Genomic DNA, 17,828 nt, shown 5'->3' with positions numbered 1-17,828 from the left:
TGGGAGGGGCCGTCAGCGTACGTCGTCCGGGTGGACGACCTCGGTGATGCCCCGGGCGGACAGGTGGGCGGGATCCCCGGCGTGTTCGGCGAGCACCGTGGTCGGGCGGGCGCCGTCCCCGGCCAGGCGCATGAACGCCTCGAAGACGCTGCCGCCCGGGCCGCAGACCGAGCGCTTGGGCGCGGTGACCTCGTCGCCGGTGGCGACCACCACCGCGGTGGTGCGCGGGGCCGGTGCCCGCCAGCCTTCGCGGACGGCGGTGACGGCGGCGGCCAGCCGGGCGCCGGCCGGCTTGACCCGCCGGTCGGTGGTGAGGATTCCCAGGCTGTACTCCAGCTCGGGGAAGTCGGCCAGCGCGCGGTCCACGTCGTGCGAGCACCACCAGGTGACGCCCCACAGGTCGGGGCAGTCCAGGACGGCCTCGACGGTGGCGCCGGTGAACCGGGCGGCGTCCTCGGCGGCGATGTGCGGGGCGGGGGCGCCGACCTCCTGGAGCCAGACCGGCCGGTGCGGGTCCGGCGCCCAGGCCTTCGACAGCTCGACCAGGTAGGCCGCGTGCTGGTCGGCGGCGGTGGAGCGGGCGCCGTAGCGCTGCGCGGTGCCGTTGAACACCCAGGAGTGCACGGCGGTGGCGGCGCCGATCCGGGCGGAGTGCCAGGGCGTGAACGGGTGCTCGTCCAGGTACCAGGCGGCGTCGTAGGAGGCGTGCAGGTGGAGCCGGCCGGGCGCGCCCTGCTCGCAGGCGCCGACCATCCGGTGCAGCCAGGCCTCGACCTGCCCGGGGGTGGCCCGGTCCGGGTCGGGGTGCGGCTCGCCGGAGAACTGGTTGACCTCGTTGCCGACGGTCATGCCGAGGAAGTGGGGCCGGTCGGCGAGGGCGGCGGCCAGGGTGCGCAGGTACTCGGCCTGGCCGTCGAGGACGTCGGGGTCGGTGAAGATGTTCCGCCGGTGCCAGGTCTGGGTCCACGAGGGCTGGAAGTCGAAGCTGGAGAGGTGCCCCTGGAGGCCGTCCACCGCGACGTCGAGTCCGCGTTCACCGGCCGCGTCGGCCAGGTCGACGAGCTGTTCGACGGCGCGCGGGCGGATCAGCGTGCGGTTGGGCTGGAAGAGCGGCCAGAGCGGGAAGACCCGGACGTGGTCGAGGCCGAGCGCGGCGATCGAGTCGAGGTCGGCGCGGACGGCGTCGAGGTCGAAGTCGAGCCAGTGGTGGAACCAGCCGGCGGTGGGGGTGTAGTTGACGCCGAAGCGCGGGGGTGCGGCGCGCGGCCGGGAGGCGGCGGGGCGCGGGTGGGGGGCGGTGGCCGGGGAGGGGGGCTGGGCGGCGGTCATGCTCGGTGCGCTTCCTCGGTGGGTGCGGCCGTCGCGGGGCGGTCGGGGCGGCGACGGGTGGTCGGGGCGGCGACGGATCGGCGACGGGTCGGGCGGGCGGCGGGCTATCCCTTGACGGCTCCCTCCTCCACGCCCTTGAAGAAGAACCGCTGGCAGACGGCGAACACCACGACGATCGGCAGGAACGCGATCATGGTGCCGGCGGCGATCAGCCGGGGATTGGCGCTGAACGTGCCGTTCAGGTACTGGAGGCCAACGGTCAGCGTGTACTTCTGCGGGTCGTTGAGCACGATCAGCGGCCAGAGGAAGTCGTCCCAGGCGCCGATGAAGGTGAAGATCACGATCACGCTGAGCATGCCGCGGACGTTCGGCAGGCCGACGTGCCACAGGCGCTGCCGGACGTTGGCGCCGTCCACCAGCGCGGCCTGGTCCAGTTCGGGCGGTACCGCGGCGAACGCGGTGCGCATCAGCAGCACGTTCAGCATCGCGATCGCGCCGGGCAGCGCCACGCCGGTCAGCGAGTCGGCCAGGCCCAGCCCCCGCACGGTGACGTACTGGGAGACGACGGTCGCCTCGCCGGGCAGGATCAGCGTGGCCAGGAGGAGGCCGAAGAGCAGTCCGGCGCCGCGGAAGCGCAGTTTGGCCAGCGCGTAGCCGGCCAGGGTGCAGCCGACCACGTTGCCGAAGATCGCGATCGCGGCGACGACCAGCGAGTTGGCGGCGTAGGTCCAGACCGGGATGGTGTCGGCGACCTTGCCGTAGTTGGCGAAGGTGAGGTCCTCGGGGAAGAAGCTCGGTGTCGAGGTGTAGACGTCCTCGTCGGGGCCCTTGAGGGAGGTCGAGAGCTGCCAGAGGAAGGGGCCGATGACGAGCAGGAGGACGGTCAGCAGGAGCAGGTAGCGCCCGGCCGTCCGGACCGGGCCGGGGTTGTGGAGGCTGCGGGGCCGCGGTGCGCGGCCGGTGCGCGGTCCGGGTCGCCCGCCGGGCGGCGCGGCGGTGGCGGGGTCGGCGGCGGAAGCGGGGTCGGCGGGCCGGGGCGGCGGGACGGGGGCGGCGGTGTGGGTCACGGTTCAGGCCGCCTTCCGGTTCAGGCGCGTCAGGAGCAGCATCGGGCCGAGGGTGATGACGAAGAGCAGCAGGCTGAGCGCCGACGCGTAGCCGAGGTGGCCGGTGAAGCCGCGGCTGTACATCTGGATCAGCATGACCACCGACATGTCCCGGCCGCCGGGGCCGCCGGTGCCGTTGGAGAGCACGTACAGCTCGGAGAAGACGCGCAGCGCGGAGACCGAGATGAGCACCGAGACCAGCGTCATGGTGGGCCGCACGCCCGGCAGGGTGACGTGCCAGAACCGGCGGACGCTGCCCGCGCCGTCGACGGCGGCGGCCTCGTGCAGCTCGCGGCCGACGTTGGCCAGGGCGGACAGGTAGATCACCATGTAGTAGCCGAGGCCCTTCCAGGTGGTCAGGGCGATCGCGCTGAAGAGCAGCAGCCAGCGGTCGGTGAGGAAGGGGACCGGGGAGTCGGCCAGCCCGGTCTGCCGCAGCACGCCGTTGACGAGGCCGCGGTCGTCCAGCACCCAGCCCCAGATCAGGGCCACCACGACGGCGGAGGCGACGACCGGGGTGTAGAAGGCGGTGCGGAAGACGGTGATGCCGGGGAGCTTGCGCTGGACCAGCAGGGCGAGCAGCAGGGGCAGCACGGTGAGCAGCGGCAGGCAGATCAGCAGGTAGACGGTGCTGTTGAGCAGGGCGTCCGCCAACTGGTCGTCGCTGAAAGCGCGTTCGTAGTTGTCGAGGCCGGTGAAATGCCCGCCGCCCAGGGGCTTGGCATTGGTGAACGAGAGGATCACCGTGTTGATCGCCGGCCAGAGGTTGAAGACGGCCAGCCAGATGATCGCGGGCCCGGCGAGCAGCCAGGGGGTGAACCAACGCCGGTGGGTCATGCCGATGCCTTCCTGGGGCGAGCGGTGCGGGTCATTCCCGGCGGGCGGCGGCCCGGGGGTGCCGCCGCGCCGCCGGTACTGGTCGGTCCGGTGCGGGATCAGCCCTTGAGCAGCTGGTTGCACCGCTCCACGGCGGTGTCCAGGGCCTGCTTGGAGCTCGTGTCCCCGCTGATCGCCAGGGCGATCTGCTGGTTGATGACGGTGCTCATCGCGTCGTCGACCTGGACGGGCTGGAGGATCTTCGCCTTGGCGAGGGAGGTGAACGCGACGACCTTGGCGTCGCCAGCGTTGGTGCCGTCGCTCCTGCTGAAGAACGGGTCGCCGGCCGAGGCCTTGGTGGACGGGAAGATGCTGGTCAGCTGGGCGAACCTGGCCTGGTTCTCCGCACTGGTGACCCAGCGGGCCAGGGCCACCGCGGCGGCCGGGTTCTTGGTGCTCTTCGGGATGGACAGGCCCTGCACGTAGAGCGGCGGGGTGCCCATCGCCGGGGAGGAGAGCATCTTCGGCGCGAGGGTCGGGTTGTCGGTGGCGAGGCTGCTGATGAAGTTGCCGCCGCCGGTGGTCCAGGCCGCCGTGCCGGCGTTGAAGAGCTTGGAGTTGCCGGCGTAGGTGTTGGTGAGGACGTCGTTCGGCAGCAGCCCGTCCTTGTACGCGGCGCGGTACTTGTCCAGCAGCGCGGCGGCCTCGGGGGTGTTGAAGGTGAACGACCTGCCGTCGTCGGCCATCACCTTGACGCCCGCGTTGACGAGGTCGCCGAGGCCCGGCTTGCGGCTCATCAGGTAGGTCGAGCCGCCGGACTTCTCCTTCATGGTCCGGGCCTGGGCGATCAGTTCGTCGAGGGTGCCGGGGAGGTTCTTCGGGTCCAGCCCGTTCCTGCTCAGCAGTTCCGAATTCCAGTAGTTCACATCGGTGTTGAGGTACCACGGGTAGCCGAAGGTGCCGTCCTGGCCGGCGAACCGGTAGGCGTCGACACCGCCGGCCACGTACTCCTCGGCGAGTTTCGGATCGGCCTTGGCCACGTCGAGCAGCAGGCTCTGCCGGGCCAGCGGGAGGGCGAAGTCCGGCGGGAGGTTGACCACGTCGGGAAGGGTCCCGGCGGCGGCCTGGCTGAGCACCTTGGCGGAGTAGCCGTCGCCCGGCTGGTCCAGCCACTCGACCTCGACCCCCGGGTACCTCTGCCGGAAGCCGTCGATCACGCCCTGCACGTAGGCGGTGAACTTCGGCTTCAGCGCCCAGGTCTGGAGCGAGACCTTGCCCTTGACCTCGCCGGTGGCGGCGGCGACCTTCGCCGCCGTGTCGTCGCTCCTGTCGTCGGAGCTCAGTCCGCAGCCGGTGAGCACGGTGGCGGCCACCGCCGCCGTCGTCACTGCCGCCCAGATTCTTCGCATGAGGGTCTCCCGGTCCTGGGGAATGGGTGGGGGATGCGTCTTCGGGGATCGTGCTGGGGGTGGTTCGGGGATTGCGCCGGATTGTGGAACCTGTCTTACTAAACCGGTCTAGCTATGCCAGGGACTATGCTCCCGCCTAAACTTGGATGTCAAGAGAGGAGTCGGAACCCGTGGGCAGACCGACGATCGCCGACATCGCGCGCCAAGCCGGTGTCTCCAAGGGCGCGGTGTCCTTCGCGCTCAACGGGCGCCCCGGGGTGAGCGAGGCGACCAGGGCCCGGATCCTCCGGGTCGCCGAGGAGATGAACTGGCGGCCGCACAGCGCCGCCCGCGCCCTCGGCGGGGCCAGGTCCGACGCGGTGGGGCTGGTGATCGCCCGCCCGGCCCGGACCATCGGCGTCGAGCCGTTCTTCAGCCAGCTGCTCTCCGGCCTCCAGGCCGTGCTCTCCGCCCGCTCCGTCGCCCTGCACCTGATGGTGGTCGAGGACACCGCGGCCGAGATCGAGGTCTACCGGCGCTGGACCTCCGAGCACCGCGTCGACGGCTTCATCGTGGTCGACCTCCAGCTGCGCGACCCGCGGCTCGCGGTCCTGGAGGAACTCGGCCTGCCCGCCGTCGTGCTGGGCGGCCCCGGCAAGGGCGCCGGCCCCCTGCGGATCTGGGCCGACGACCGCGAGGCGATGCTCTCCATCGTCGACTACCTGGCCGCCCTCGGACACCGGCGGATCGCCCACCTGGCCGGGCTGCCGCACTTCCAGCACACCCAGCGGCGGATCCGCGCGCTGCGCGACGCCTCCCGGCGGCTCGGCCTGGAGGAGGCGCTCTCTGTGCCGACCGACTTCAGCGACGCCGAGGGGGCCGCCGCCACCCGCGCCCTGCTCTCCCGGCCCAGACGCCCCACCGCGATCGTCTACGACAGCGACGTCATGGCGGTGGCCGGCCTCGGGGTGGCCGGCGAGATGGGCGTCGCGGTGCCCGGCGAGCTGTCGATCGTCTCGTTCGACGACTCGGTGCTCGCCCGGATCGTGCACCCGCCGCTGACCGCGCTCAGCCGGGACACCTTCGCGCTCGGCGAGCAGGTCGCGCGCAGCCTGCTCGCGGTGATCGACGACGCCGGGCCCGGCCGGGACCTGCAGATGCCGACCCCCCGGCTGACCGTCCGCGAGTCCACCTCGCCGCCCGGGGCGGGTTCGTCGGCCGCGACCGGCCCGGCGCGGGGGGCAGGTTCACCCTCCGGGGTGGCCTTCGCGGGCACCGTTGACAGCGGCTCTGAACCGGTTTAGCCTCGCTGCGCCGAGCGACCCCCGCTCGGCGCGCCACCGTGGGCGGGCGTCCGCCGAACCGCCCACGGTCACTCCGCCGGTCCGTACGCACCTGGAACCGCGCGTCCTTCACGCCGCCCCAGGGCCGCGCGCCCTCCGGCCACAGGAACCACCGGCACCACCACGCACGCATGCACCCCCGGGCCCGCCCCCTTCCGGGCGGTCCGCCCCACCCTCCTCCGCGCGATCGGAGCCACCGCATGTCACGACGGACATCCCTGCTGCTGAGCGCCGCTCTCGGGGCCGCCGTCCTGGGCACCGCACCCACCGCGTCCCAGGCTGCCCCGACCCCCGCCGCCCCCTCCCCGGCGGCCCCCGCCGCGGCGAACGCCGCCGCCGGCACCCAGCCCTACGCCTCCTACTGGTACCCGAACACCCTGCTGAACTGGGACCCGGCCACCGATCCGGACGCCCGGTTCAACCGCTCCCGGGTCCCCCTCCAGCCGCGCACCGGTGACCCGGCGCTCAGGGCCAACCCCAACGCCCGGGCCGGCGAGGGGAAGATCGCCTCCCTGGTCTCCTTCGGCCCCACCTCCAACAACCCCTCCCAGGGGTCCGCCGACCCCCACTACTACGCGTTCGGCTACTGGCAGTACGTCGACAAGCTGGTCTTCTGGGGCGGTTCGGCCGGCGAAGGTCTGATCCTGGCACCCAACCCGACCGTCATCGACGCCGCCCACCGCAACGGCGTCAAGGTCTACGGCACCGTCTTCTTCCCGCCCGCCGCGTACGGCGGACAGCTCCAGTGGGTCCGCGACTTCGTCCAGAAGTCCGGCTCCCGCTACCCCGTCGCCGACAAGCTGGCCCAGGCCGCCCAGTACTACGGCTTCGACGGCTGGTTCATCAACCAGGAGACCGGCGGCGGCGATTCGGCCCTCGCCGGTGAGATCCGCAACCTCATGCAGTACACCAGGGCGCAGACCGCCACCGACTTCATGTGGTACGACGCCATGACCGAGTCGGGGCCCGTCAACTGGCAGAACGCGCTGACCTCCGCCAACGACGCCTTCCTCCAGGAGGGCGCCCGGCGCACCTCCGACTCGATGTTCCTCAACTTCAACTGGTCGTCCGGAGGCCTCGGTTCCTCCCGGACCCTGGCCCGCGGCCTCGGCCGCAGCGAGTACGAGCTCTACTCCGGCATCGACACCGAGGCCAACGGCTACAACACGGGTGTGGACTGGAACAGCCTCTTCCCGGCCAACGGCCCGCACACCACCTCGCTCGGCCTCTACCGGCCCGAGTGGACCTGGAAGTCCGCCGCCGACCGCGCCGACTTCCTCGCCAAGGACGCCCGCTACTGGGTCGGCGCCAACAACGACCCCTCCAACACCTCGACCTCGTCCGCCTGGAAGGGCCTCGCGAGCTACGTCGCCGAGTCCACCCCGATCACCGCGAAGCCCTTCGTCACCAACTTCTCCTCCGGCGAGGGCGACTTCCACAACGCGGCCGGCACCCGGGTCGCCACCGGCGGCTGGAACAACCTCTCGCTCCAGGACGTCCCGCCCACCTACCAGTGGCTGGTCTCCTCGACCGGCGCCAGGCTCACCCCGTCGGTCGACTTCACCGACGCCTACGAGGGCGGCTCCTCGCTGCGGCTGACCGGCAACCTGAACGCCGTCAACACCGTCCGGCTCTACCAGACCAGGCTCCCGGTCGCCGCCGACAGCAAGCTCTCGGTCGTGGTCAGGACCCCGGCCGCCGGAGCCACCGGCCTCAAGGCCGCGATCTCCTTCACCGACGCGCCGACGACCTTCACCACCCTCGACCTCGGGAGCAACTCCGGTACCGGATGGGAGCGCAAGACCCTCGACCTCTCCGCCTACGCGGGCCGCACCATCGCCCAGATCGGCCTCCAGGCGGCCGGCTCGAATCCCTCCTACGACGTGAGGATCGGCCAACTCGCCGTGTACGACGGCGCGGTGGACGCACCCGGCGCACCCGGCGGGCTGACCGTGCTCGGCGCGAGCGACGTGGTGGCCGGCGCCAGCCAGTCCCTCCGGCTCTCCTGGACACCCTCGACCAGCGGCGCCGTGCACCACTACGAGCTGTACCGGCGCAACGCCGACGGCACCCGCGGCTACCTCGGCGCCACCCCCTCCGACGCCTACTACGTCAACCGGCTGGACCGGGCCGGCACCGAGGCGAACACCGTGATCGAGGTCGAGGCCGTCTCCACCGAGTACGGCCGCTCCACCGCCGCCGCCACCACCGTCCCGTGGACCGGCACCCCACCGGCCGGCGGCAACCTCGCGCTCAACCGCCCGGCCACCGCCTCCGGCCAGTGCAACACCGGCGAGGGCCCGGCCAAGGCCGTCAACGGCACCGTCAACGGCGGCAACGGCGACAAGTGGTGCACCACCGGGAGCAGCAAGTGGCTTGAGGTGGACCTCGGTTCGGCCAAGGCTCTGTCGAAGTTCGTGGTCAGGCACGCCCAGGCCGGCGGCGAGAGCGCGAGCTTCAACACCCGCGACTTCACGGTGCAGGCCCGCTCGGCCGACACCGACCCGTGGACCACCGTCACCACCGTCACCGGCAACACCGCGGGCACCACCACCCACCCGGTGAGCACCACCGCGCGGTACGTCCGGCTGGTGGTCACCAGGCCGACCCAGGGCACCGATCCCGCGGCCCGCATCTACGAGTTCGAGGCCTGGGGCGCGTAGGGCGTCGGACACGCCCGGATCTCCGCCCCACCGAGGAAAGGACCCGCCCCCGTGCCGGTCACCATCACCGCCGTCGAGAGCACGGACCTGTTCGTCGGACCGGAGGAGGCCCCGCGGCAGCTGCTGCGGGTCACCCTCGACGGCCCGCCCGCCCGGATCGCCGTCACCGGCCCGGGCGTGCGCGGCGAGGCGTCCGGCACGGGGCTGGTCGAAGTCCCCCTGGAGATCACCGGTGCCGCGGTCGGCGCCCGACTCGCCGTCGAGGTCACGGCCTTCGGCGCGACCCCCGGCGCCGCCGGGACCGACGCCGGCGCCGGGACCGGTGGCGCCCGCGCCGAGGGCGTCGTCGAGGTCGCCGAGCCCGGCTGGACCATGTTCATGGTCCCGCACTTCCACTACGACCCGGTGTGGTGGAACACCCAGGCCGCCTACACCTCGCCCTGGGAGCTCCTCGCCGCCGACGCCACCACCCGGCCGCTCTGGGAGCGCAACGGCTTCGCCCTCGTCGACGCCCACCTGGACCTCGCGCTGCGCGACCCGGTCTACACGTTCGTGCTCGCCGAAGTCGACTACCTGAAGCCGTACTTCGACCAGCACCCGGAGCGCCGCGCGAGCCTGCGCCTGCTGCTCGACCGCGGCCAGGTCGAACTCGTCGGCGGCACCTACAACGAGCCCAACACCAACCTCACCGGCGCCGAGACGACGATCCGCAACATCGTCCACGGCATCGGCTACCAGCGCGACATCCTCGGCGGCGACCCTCGGACGGCCTGGCAGCTCGACGTGTTCGGCCACGACCCGCAGTTCCCCGGCCACCTCGCCGCCGCCGGGCTCACCGGGAGCGCCTGGGCGCGCGGCCCGTTCCACCAGTGGGGCCCGATCCAGAAGAACTTCCGCGAGGCCAAGGACGACGCGCGGGTCATGCAGTTCCCCAGCGAGTTCGAGTGGATCGCGCCCTCGGGCGACGGCGTGCTCACCCACTACATGCCGCACCACTACTCGGCCGGCTGGTGGATGGACTCCTCCGCCGACCTCGCCACCGCCGAGCAGGCCGTCTACGAGCTGTACCGGAAGCTCAAGCCGGTGGGCGCGACCAGGAACCTGCTGCTGCCGGTCGGCACCGACTACACCCCGCCCAACAAGTGGGTCACCGAGATCCACCGCTCCTGGGCGGGCAGGTACCTGTGGCCGCGCTTCGTCTGCGGGACTCCGCGTGACTTCCTGGACGCCGTCCGCGCCGAGCTGGCGGAGACCGGTCGCCGGCCCAGCCCGCAGACCCGCGACATGAACCCGGTCTACACCGGCAAGGACGTCTCCTACATCGACACCAAGCAGGCCCAGCGGGCGGCCGAGGTGGCCGCCGTCGACGCCGAGAAGCTCGCCACCCTCGCCGTCGTGCAGGGGCTCGGGCAGTACCCGTCGGCCGCGCTGGACAAGGTCTGGCGCCAACTCGCCTACGGAGCGCACCACGACGCGATCACCGGCTCCGAGTCCGACCAGGTCTACCTGGACCTGCTCGGCGGCTGGCGGGAGGCGTACGACCTGGCGGCGGACGTCCGCGACCGGGCGCTCGACGCGCTGGCGGCCCGGATCGCCACGACGGGGGAGGGCGTCGCCGTGGTGGTCACCAACACGCTCTCCTTCGACCGGACCGACCTGGTGGCCGTCCGGCTGCCCCCGGGAACCGTCGACGGGGAGGGCCGCCCGGGCGTACGGGTGCTGGACGACACCGGGGCCGAGGTGCCCGGAGCCGTCGACCGCGGCACCCTGCGCTTCCTGGCCGAGGACGTGCCGGCGCTCGGTTGGCGCACCTGGCGGCTGGTCCCTTCGGCGGCCGGCGGCGGCGACCCGGCCTGGTCCGTCGCCGAGGGCCTCACCATCGCCAACGGCCGCTACCGGGTGACCGCCGACCCGGCGCGCGGCGGCGGCCTCTCCTCCGTCCAGGACCTCTTGCGCGGAAGGGAGTTGATCCAGGACGGGCGGATCGGCAACGAGCTGCGGGTCTACGAGGAGTACCCGCAGCACCCCGACTTCGGCGAGGGCCCCTGGCACCTCGTCCCCAGGGGGCCGGTGACCGGCTCCGGCGATCGGCCGGCCGAGGTCCGTCGCGAGACCGGACCGCTCGGCGAGCGACTGGTCGTCCGCGGCACCGTCACCGCTACCGCGCCCCATGACGGTGCCGGTGCCCATGCCGGCGCCGGTGCCGATGACGGTGTCGATGCCGGGGCCCGGGGCCTCCGGTACGAGCAGACCGTCACGCTGTGGCGCGGCCTCGACCGGGTGGACTGCCGGACCAGGGTCGTCGACTACACGGGCGCCGACCGGCTGCTGCGGCTCCGCTTCCCCGTCGACCTGCCCGGCGCCCTGCCGGTCAGCGAGGTCGCCGGCGCGGTCGTCGGACGCGGTTTCGCCCTGCCCGACGTCGACTCCGCCGAGGCGCCCTGGACCCTGGACAACCCGGCCAACACCTGGTTCGGTCTCGGCGCCACGGCCCGGGTGACGCTCACCGACCCGGTCTCCGGCGCGGTGCTGGGCGAACGCGCGCTCGGCGTCGCGGAGGTGATCGTCCCCGATCTCGCGTCGGCCGCCGACGCGCGGGAGCTGGTGGTCGCGCTCGCCCGGGTCGGAGTCACCGCCACCACCTCCGGAGCCGACTGGGCCCGGTACGGCTGGCTCGACGTGGACTCCAACCTGCCGGACTTCCGGATCCTCCTCGGCGGACCGGAAACCAACGACGCCACGCGGGAGTTGATCGACCGGGCGGGTGCGGAGTACGCGGCCGTCCTGAAGGAGCGCGGCGCCGTCTGGGTGCCCGCCCGCACCCCGCTCGCCGAGGTCTGGCAGCCCGGCGCGGACCTGCGTGACCTGAGGGCCCTGCCGGCCCTGGTCGTCACCGACCCTGCCCCGCTCGCCGCCGACCTCGCCGACGCCCGGATCGCCGCCGCCTGCCCGGGCGCTCTCCCTGACACCGAACAACTCGTGGACCACACTGCGGCGTTGCTGAGCTTCGGTCTGCCCGGCTTCGCCGTCGATGCCACCGGTGCGCTGCACCTCTCGCTGATGCGCTCCTGCACCGGGTGGCCCTCGGGCGTCTGGATCGACCCGCCCCGGCGCACCCTGCCCGACGGCGCCTCCTTCCAACTCCAGCACTGGACCCACGAGTTCCACTACGCGCTGACCGGCGGACCGGGTGACTGGCGGGCACAGGAACTCCCCGCCCAGGGGCAGGAGTTCACCCATCCGCTGTACGCCCGGCTCACCCCCGCCCAGGACGGCCCGCTGCCCGGCACCCTCTCCTGGCTGCGGGTCGAGCCGGCCCGCCGGACCCTGCTCGGCGCGCTCAAGCCGGCCGGCAACCCGATCGCGCACGGCTCGACCGCCCCCTGGGACGGCCGACTCGCCGTCCGGCTGGTCGAGTCCACCGGCCTCGGCTCGGCCGTCACCCTCGGCGGCGCCCTCGGGCTGACCGACCTGCACGCCGCCGACCTGCTGGAGCGGCCGACCGGCCCGGCCGATCCGGACCTCGCGGGATCCCGGATCGCCACCGTGCTGGCCCGGCCCGCGGTGGCGGAGCCGGCCGGCGGCCCGGTCCTCGGCCCGGTCGCCGAGGCGGCCCAGCCCGTGCACGCCCGCTACTGGCTGCACAACCGGGGCCCGGCGCCGCTCGGTTACCTCCCGGTCTCGGTCGGCGCCTCGCCCGGCCTGCTGCGGACGGCGGGCGAGCCGGTCACGCTCTCGGTGGCCCTCTCCTCCCACCTGCGGGACGCCGCCGTCGAGGGCACGGCGCGGATCCTCGCGCCCGACGGGTGGGCGGCGAGCCTCGGCGCCCGCCCCTACCGCCTGGAGGCCGGCGGACACCTCCGCTTCCCCGTCACCCTCACCCCGCCCGCCGGTACCGCCCCCGGCCTGTACTTCGCGGCCGTCCGGCTCACGCACGACGGCCAGGACGTCGAGGACGTGGTCACCGTGGCCGTCGGCGACCTGCCGGAGATCCTTCCGGTGCCCGGCGACACCCCGGAGGACTGGACCGCCGCCCAGGGCACCCGGTCCGTGGAGGGGCGTGACACCGGCCTGACCGTCGAGGCGGCCACCGCGTCGGTCCGGCTGACCCCCGGCGTCGGCGCCGCCCTCGGCCTCCGCCTCGTCAACCGCACCCGGGGCGAGATCCGCGGCGAACTCCAGCTCGTCTCGCCCTGGGGCACCTGGGAGGCGGTCGGCGCGCCGGTCCGAGGCTTCACCCTCGCGGCCGGGGCCGAGTCGGTCGAGGAGTTCACCCTCACCGCGCCCGAGGACGCCGACTCCGGCGCCTACTGGGCGCTCGCCAAGGTGATGTGGTTCGGCCGCTGCCAGTACGCCCCGACCGTCGCGGTGGTGGTCGGGCCGTGACCGCGATCCCGCCCGCGCCCGCCGACGCCCCGGTGCTCGGACTCCTCGACGGCCGGCCCCTCCCGCGCACCGGCCTCGACCGCCGCCTCGCGGCGCTCCGCACCGGCCCGCGCGCCTCCGCCCTGCCGCGGCCCGGCAGCGGGGAGGACCGTCAACTGGCCCGCTGGGTCGCGCAGGTGCTGCTGACGGAGGCGCTCTGCGAGGCGGTCGCCGCCGAACGCGGCCTGTCCGTCCTCCCCGAGGCCGCCCATGACCGCCTGGACCAGCAGGCGGCCGTCGAACTCGGCTCCGTCACCGCCGCCGCCTACGAGGGCAGCGCGGCGGTGCGGGCCGTCCACGAGGCCGTCACCGCCGCCGTGGCCCCGACCGCGGAGGAGGTCGCCCACTACTTCGCCATGACCCGACCGGCGGCGACCCCCACCGTCTGGCACCTCGCCTTCCCCGACGGCGGCACGTGCGAGGCCGACCCCGCCACCCTGCCGCTCGCCCTGGCGGAGGCCCTCCGCACGGCGGCCCCGGACACGTGGGTCACCGCCGGAGGCTGGACCGCCGCCCGCCGGACCACGCCGCCCGACCCGCCCACCGACCGGCCCGGCCGGCCCGACCAGCCCGGCCGGCCCGACCGCCCCGATCCCGCCGCCACCGTCCTCGCGGCCGTCCGTCGCGCGGCCTTCGTCCGCTGGCTCGACCACGCCCGTGCCACCCGCCTCACCCTCGTCCCCGGCCTCGAACACCCCGGCGACCCCGCCCAACCCGACAACCACCACCGCCACTGACCACCCCGGGCGGCCGCGCCCCCGGTGTGCCACCCCGGCCGGGGGCGCGGCGGCAGGAAATCCGGGTGACCCGTGGCCGTCGTCTCCCTACTCTCGGGGCATGGAGAGTGTGGGGGGACTGCTGAATGTCGTGGATGTCGAAGCGACGTGCTGGGAGGGCCGGCCGCCGCCCGGCGCGGTGAACGAGATCATCGAGATCGGGCTGACCGTCGTCGACCTCGGGACGGGGGAACGGGTCGGGCGGCACCGCATCCTGGTGAGGCCCGCACGGTCCGCCGTCAGCGAGTTCTGCACGGAACTCACCGGGCTGACCCAGGCCGAGGTCGACACCGGCCTCGACTTCGCCTCGGCCTGCCGGCTGCTCGCCGCCGACCACCGGGCCGGGGCCCTGCCGTGGGCGAGCTGGGGCGACTACGACCGGAACCAGTTCACCCGGCAGTGCAAGGCCACCGGCACCGCGTACCCCTTCGGGCACCGGCACACCAACGCCAAGGCGGTGTTCACCGAGGCACACGGGCTGCGCAAGCGCCCCGGGATGGCCCAGGCCCTGGAGATCGCCGGGCTGCCGCTCGAAGGACGCCACCACAGCGGCGAGGACGACGCCTGGAACATCGCCGCGCTGGTCCTCGGCCTGGCCGCCCGGGGCGCCTGGCCCGGCGGGACGGCCGGTTGACGAGGGCGCGGCCGAACGGGTGGTTCCGGAGCCGGACGGTTCGTGTTCGTCCGTGTGCGTCGCTAGGTTGCTGGGCGACCCGCTGAGACCCACTGCGGCCCGCTCCCCGGAGGACACCGATGGCCATCCCCGCCCTGGACCACTCGACGACCGGCTACTCCCTCCCGCACGCCTACTGGATGGCGCAGGCCGCCGGACTGGCCTCGCTGGACCGGGCCGGCATCGAGGAGACGGCCCGGTCCTGGGGCTTCGAGGAGGTACGGCACTTCGAGTCGACGCACCGGATGCCGTTCCCGATCGAGGACACCCAGGCCTACGTCATGGCCGGCGACCGCATGATCGTCGCCGGATTCCGGGGCACCGAGGTGCTGAAGATCCGTGACTGGCTCAGCGACGTCAGCACCCCGCCCGTCCCCGGCCCGGCGAACAAGGGCTTCGTGCACTACGGCTTCCACCAGGCCCTGCAGTCCGTCTACCCGCAGATCCGCGACACCGTCCGCGACCTGCGCACGGACGATCAGACGGTCTGGTTCACCGGCCACAGCCTCGGTGGCGCGCTCGCCATGCTGGCCGGCGCCCGCTGGTACTTCGAGGCGCCGCAGCTGCTGCCCGACGGCGTCTACACCTTCGGCCAGCCCCGCACCTGCGAGCGGCTGCTCGCGGGCGCCCACAACACGGCCTTCAGGAACCGCTGTTACCGCTTCGTCAACAACAACGACATCGTCCCGCAGCTCCCGCCGGAGCCGGTCTTCACGCACGTCGAGGCGCTGCGCCACTTCGACGCCGACGGGAGGCTCCACGAGCGCATGCCGCTCGTCGCCGGGCTGAAGGACCGTGCCAAGGGCGTGCGCGCCGACCTGTTCGCCCCCGAGACGGACGGGATCAAGGACCACCACCTGCCCAACTACCTGGCCGCGTTCGAGAAGAACCTCGCCCAGGTCTGACGGGAGCCCCGCCGAGGGGTGGACCGCCTCCCGGCGCGGCGGGAGGCGGCCGTCCGGGCGGTCAGAGCCGTCCGGCCCGGTGCTGGGCGGCGAGCAACCAGACCAGGTAGCCGCCGCCGAGCACGCCCGTCACCACGCCCACGGGCAACTGCCGCTCGCCGAAGGCGTGCTGGGCGGCGAGGTCGGCGGCGACCAGCAGGACGGCGCCCATGGCCGTCGAGGCGACGAGGTTGGGCCCGGGGGCCCGGGTGAGCCGGCGGGCCAGCTGCGGTGCGGTGAGTGCCACGAAGGAGACCGGTCCGGCGGCGGCGGCCGCGACGGACGCGAGCAGCACGGTGCACGCCAGCAGGACCAGACGGATCCGCGCGACCGGTACGCCGAGCGCGACGGCGGCGTCGTCACCCATCTCCAGCATCCGCAGGCCCGGTCCGCAGGCGAGCAGCACCACGGGGAGGAGGACGGCGAGCACGGCCAGCAGCGGCAGCGCGTCGTCCCAGCCGCGCCCGTCGAGGCTGCCGGTGAGCCAGAGCAGGGCGCGGGCGGCCTCCATCAGCTTGATCCGGGTGAGCAGGTAGCCGTTGACGCCGGTGAGCACGGCGGCGACACCGATGCCGATCAGTACCAGGCGGTGCCCGGTCACGCCCTGACGCCGGGTCAGGACCCAGATGAGCACCCCGGCGCCGATCCCGCCGGTGACCGCGCCGCCGGCCAGGGTGAGGCTGCCGGCACCGGCCGCGACGGCCAGCAGTGCGCCGGTCGCGGCCCCCTGGGTGAGGCCGAGGATGTCGGGACTGCCGAGCGGGTTGCGGACCAGGGCCTGGAGGACGGCGCCGGAGAGCGCGAGCGCGGCGCCGGCGAGCAGCGCCGTGACCACGCGCGGCAGGCGCAGCTCGTTGACGACGAAGTCCGCCGCCGGGTCGCCCCCGCCGGTGAGGGCGCGGATCACCTCGACGGGGCCGAGCGGGTAGTCGCCCCGGCCGAGGGTGACGACGGCGAGCGCGAGCGCGGCGAGCACGCAGGCGGTGACGGTGGTCACCGCCCGGGGGCTGTAGCGGAGGGAGAGGCCGCCGGCGGTGCGGACGGCCCTGGTGCGGCCGGTCGTCCGGCCGGTGGTCCGGTCCTCGGTGCGGGTGCCGGGTGCGGCCTCGGTGCCGGCGGCTGCGGGGGTGGTCGAGGTCATGCCCGGGCCGCCTTTCCCCGACGGACGAAGAGGAGGAAGAAGACGCCGCCGAGGACGGCGGTGACGATGCCGACCTGGAGCTCGCCGGGCCGCCCGAGCACCCGGCCCAGGACGTCCGAGCCGAGCAGCAGCACCGGCGCGAGGACGGCGCAGTACGGCAGCATCCAGCGCAGGTCGGGGCCGGTCAGGGCGCGGACCAGGTGGGGCACGGTCAGGCCGACGAAGACGATCGGCCCGCACGCGGCGGTGGCCGCCCCGCAGAGCAGGGTGACCGCGACGACGGCGACGGTCCGCACCCGGGCCGGCCGGGCGCCCAGCGACTGCGCGGACTCCTCGCCCATGGCCAGCGCGTTCAGCGGCCGGGCGAGGGCGAGCGCGAGCACCAGGCCGACCAGGACGAACGGCGTCACGGCGGCGACGGTGGAGGGGTCGGCGGAGGCCAGCGATCCGACGGTCCAGAAGCGCATCCGGTCCAGCGAGGCCGAGTCGAGCAGCATCACGGCGCTGACGTACGAGTAGAGCGCGGCGTTCAGCGCGGCGCCGGCCAGGGCCAGTCCGGCGGGCGTGGCCTGCCGCCCGCCGCCGACCGCGTACACCAGCAGGGAGACGACGGCGGCGCCGATCAGGCCGAACCACACGTAGCCGGTGAAGCCGCCGATGCCGAGGAAGGCGACGGCGGTGGCGATGGCCGCGGAGGCGCCGGCGTTGATGCCGAGGAGGCCGGGGTCGGCGAGCGGGTTGCGGGTGACGGCCTGCATGACGGCCCCGGCGAGTCCGAGCGCGGCGCCGGAGAGCAGCCCGAGCAGGGTGCGCGGCAGGCGCATCCGGTTCACGACCGTGTACGCGGGCGAACCGGGGTCGGTGAGCCCCTGCCACACCTCGCCGGGGGAGAGCGCCTTGGCGCCGACCGCGATGCTGAGCACCAGGACGGCGGCCAGCAGGAGCAGCGCGCCGACCAGTCCGAGGGCGCGGGCGCGGTGCCGGCCGCGGGTCCGGTCCGGCGCGTCGGCGGGCGGGGCCGGCACGGTCGCGGAGGCCGGGGCGGCCGACGTGCCCGCTCCGGCCGGTTCGGTCCGCTCGGGCGGCCCCGAGCGGGGGATGACGTCGTGCATGGTGCTGCTCCGGGAGCCGGCGGACGGGGGGCCGCCGGGGGTCGGCGGCGGAGAACTATGGTTAGGCTAACCTAATATCTACCCCGGGTCGCCGCGGCCCCGACCCCCTCAC

At 74.0% G+C, this 17,828-nt stretch carries 12 protein-coding genes; 6 read left to right on the top strand and 6 right to left on the bottom strand.

The window, feature by feature from the left end:
* Positions 1–12: 12 nt before the first annotated feature.
* From ABZY91_RS20255 to ABZY91_RS20240, 4 genes are all read right to left on the bottom strand, one after another.
* On the bottom strand, positions 13–1,329 hold the full coding sequence (locus tag ABZY91_RS20255; protein ID WP_355404116.1) for a glycosyl hydrolase: 1,317 nt from the start codon (positions 1,327–1,329) through the stop codon (positions 13–15).
* Between the two features lie 104 nt (positions 1,330–1,433).
* Complete coding sequence (locus ABZY91_RS20250) at positions 1,434–2,396, bottom strand: carbohydrate ABC transporter permease (protein WP_355404114.1); 963 nt, start codon at positions 2,394–2,396, stop codon at positions 1,434–1,436.
* Between the two features lie 3 nt (positions 2,397–2,399).
* Positions 2,400–3,272 carry a sugar ABC transporter permease gene (locus ABZY91_RS20245; protein WP_355404112.1) on the bottom strand — a complete coding sequence of 291 codons (873 nt, stop codon included), beginning with the start codon at positions 3,270–3,272 and terminating at the stop codon, positions 2,400–2,402.
* 98 nt (positions 3,273–3,370) lie between these two features.
* Positions 3,371–4,660, bottom strand: a complete 1,290-nt coding sequence (locus ABZY91_RS20240; protein WP_355404110.1) for an extracellular solute-binding protein — start codon at positions 4,658–4,660, stop codon at positions 3,371–3,373.
* Between the two features lie 170 nt (positions 4,661–4,830).
* On the opposite strand from ABZY91_RS20240, the gene ABZY91_RS20235 reads away from it, so the two are divergent.
* The 6 genes from ABZY91_RS20235 (at position 4,831) to ABZY91_RS20210 (ending at position 15,424) form a co-directional block, all read left to right on the top strand.
* Positions 4,831–5,943 carry a LacI family DNA-binding transcriptional regulator gene (locus tag ABZY91_RS20235; protein WP_329880943.1) on the top strand — a complete coding sequence of 371 codons (1,113 nt, stop codon included), beginning with the start codon at positions 4,831–4,833 and terminating at the stop codon, positions 5,941–5,943.
* A gap of 239 nt (positions 5,944–6,182) precedes the next feature.
* Positions 6,183–8,645, top strand: coding sequence for a discoidin domain-containing protein (locus ABZY91_RS20230; RefSeq protein ID WP_355404108.1), 2,463 nt, complete (start codon positions 6,183–6,185; stop codon positions 8,643–8,645).
* A 51-nt stretch (positions 8,646–8,696) separates the two neighbouring features.
* On the top strand, positions 8,697–13,031 hold the full coding sequence (locus tag ABZY91_RS20225; protein ID WP_355404107.1) for an NEW3 domain-containing protein: 4,335 nt from the start codon (positions 8,697–8,699) through the stop codon (positions 13,029–13,031).
* Positions 13,028–13,807 carry a hypothetical protein gene (locus tag ABZY91_RS20220; RefSeq protein ID WP_355404105.1) on the top strand — a complete coding sequence of 260 codons (780 nt, stop codon included), beginning with the start codon at positions 13,028–13,030 and terminating at the stop codon, positions 13,805–13,807. The genes ABZY91_RS20225 and ABZY91_RS20220 overlap by 4 nt, the downstream gene beginning before the upstream one ends.
* A 100-nt stretch (positions 13,808–13,907) precedes the next feature.
* Complete coding sequence (locus ABZY91_RS20215) at positions 13,908–14,480, top strand: 3'-5' exonuclease (protein WP_355404103.1); 573 nt, start codon at positions 13,908–13,910, stop codon at positions 14,478–14,480.
* Positions 14,481–14,599: 119 nt separating this feature from the next.
* A complete protein-coding gene (locus tag ABZY91_RS20210) occupies positions 14,600–15,424 on the top strand; it encodes a lipase family protein (RefSeq protein ID WP_355404102.1) in 825 nt (274 codons plus the stop codon).
* Positions 15,425–15,485: 61 nt separating this feature from the next.
* Here ABZY91_RS20210 and ABZY91_RS20205 read toward each other — a convergent pair whose 3' ends face one another.
* Together ABZY91_RS20205 and ABZY91_RS20200 are read right to left on the bottom strand one after the other, a co-directional pair.
* The gene (locus ABZY91_RS20205) at positions 15,486–16,604 is read right to left on the bottom strand and encodes an iron chelate uptake ABC transporter family permease subunit (RefSeq protein WP_355404100.1); all 1,119 of its coding nucleotides are present in this window, start codon (positions 16,602–16,604) and stop codon (positions 15,486–15,488) included.
* The gene (locus ABZY91_RS20200; protein ID WP_355404097.1) at positions 16,601–17,716 is read right to left on the bottom strand and encodes an iron chelate uptake ABC transporter family permease subunit; all 1,116 of its coding nucleotides are present in this window, start codon (positions 17,714–17,716) and stop codon (positions 16,601–16,603) included. The genes ABZY91_RS20205 and ABZY91_RS20200 overlap by 4 nt, the downstream gene beginning before the upstream one ends.
* Between the last annotated feature and the right edge of the window lie 112 nt (positions 17,717–17,828).

It is taken from the genome of Kitasatospora sp. NPDC002965, assembly GCF_040611255.1.
In the GTDB taxonomy this organism is placed as follows: Bacteria; Actinomycetota; Actinomycetes; order Streptomycetales; family Streptomycetaceae; genus Kitasatospora.
Note: the sequence above shows the minus strand (reverse complement) of the source record. Positions and strands in the feature narration are given on the sequence as shown.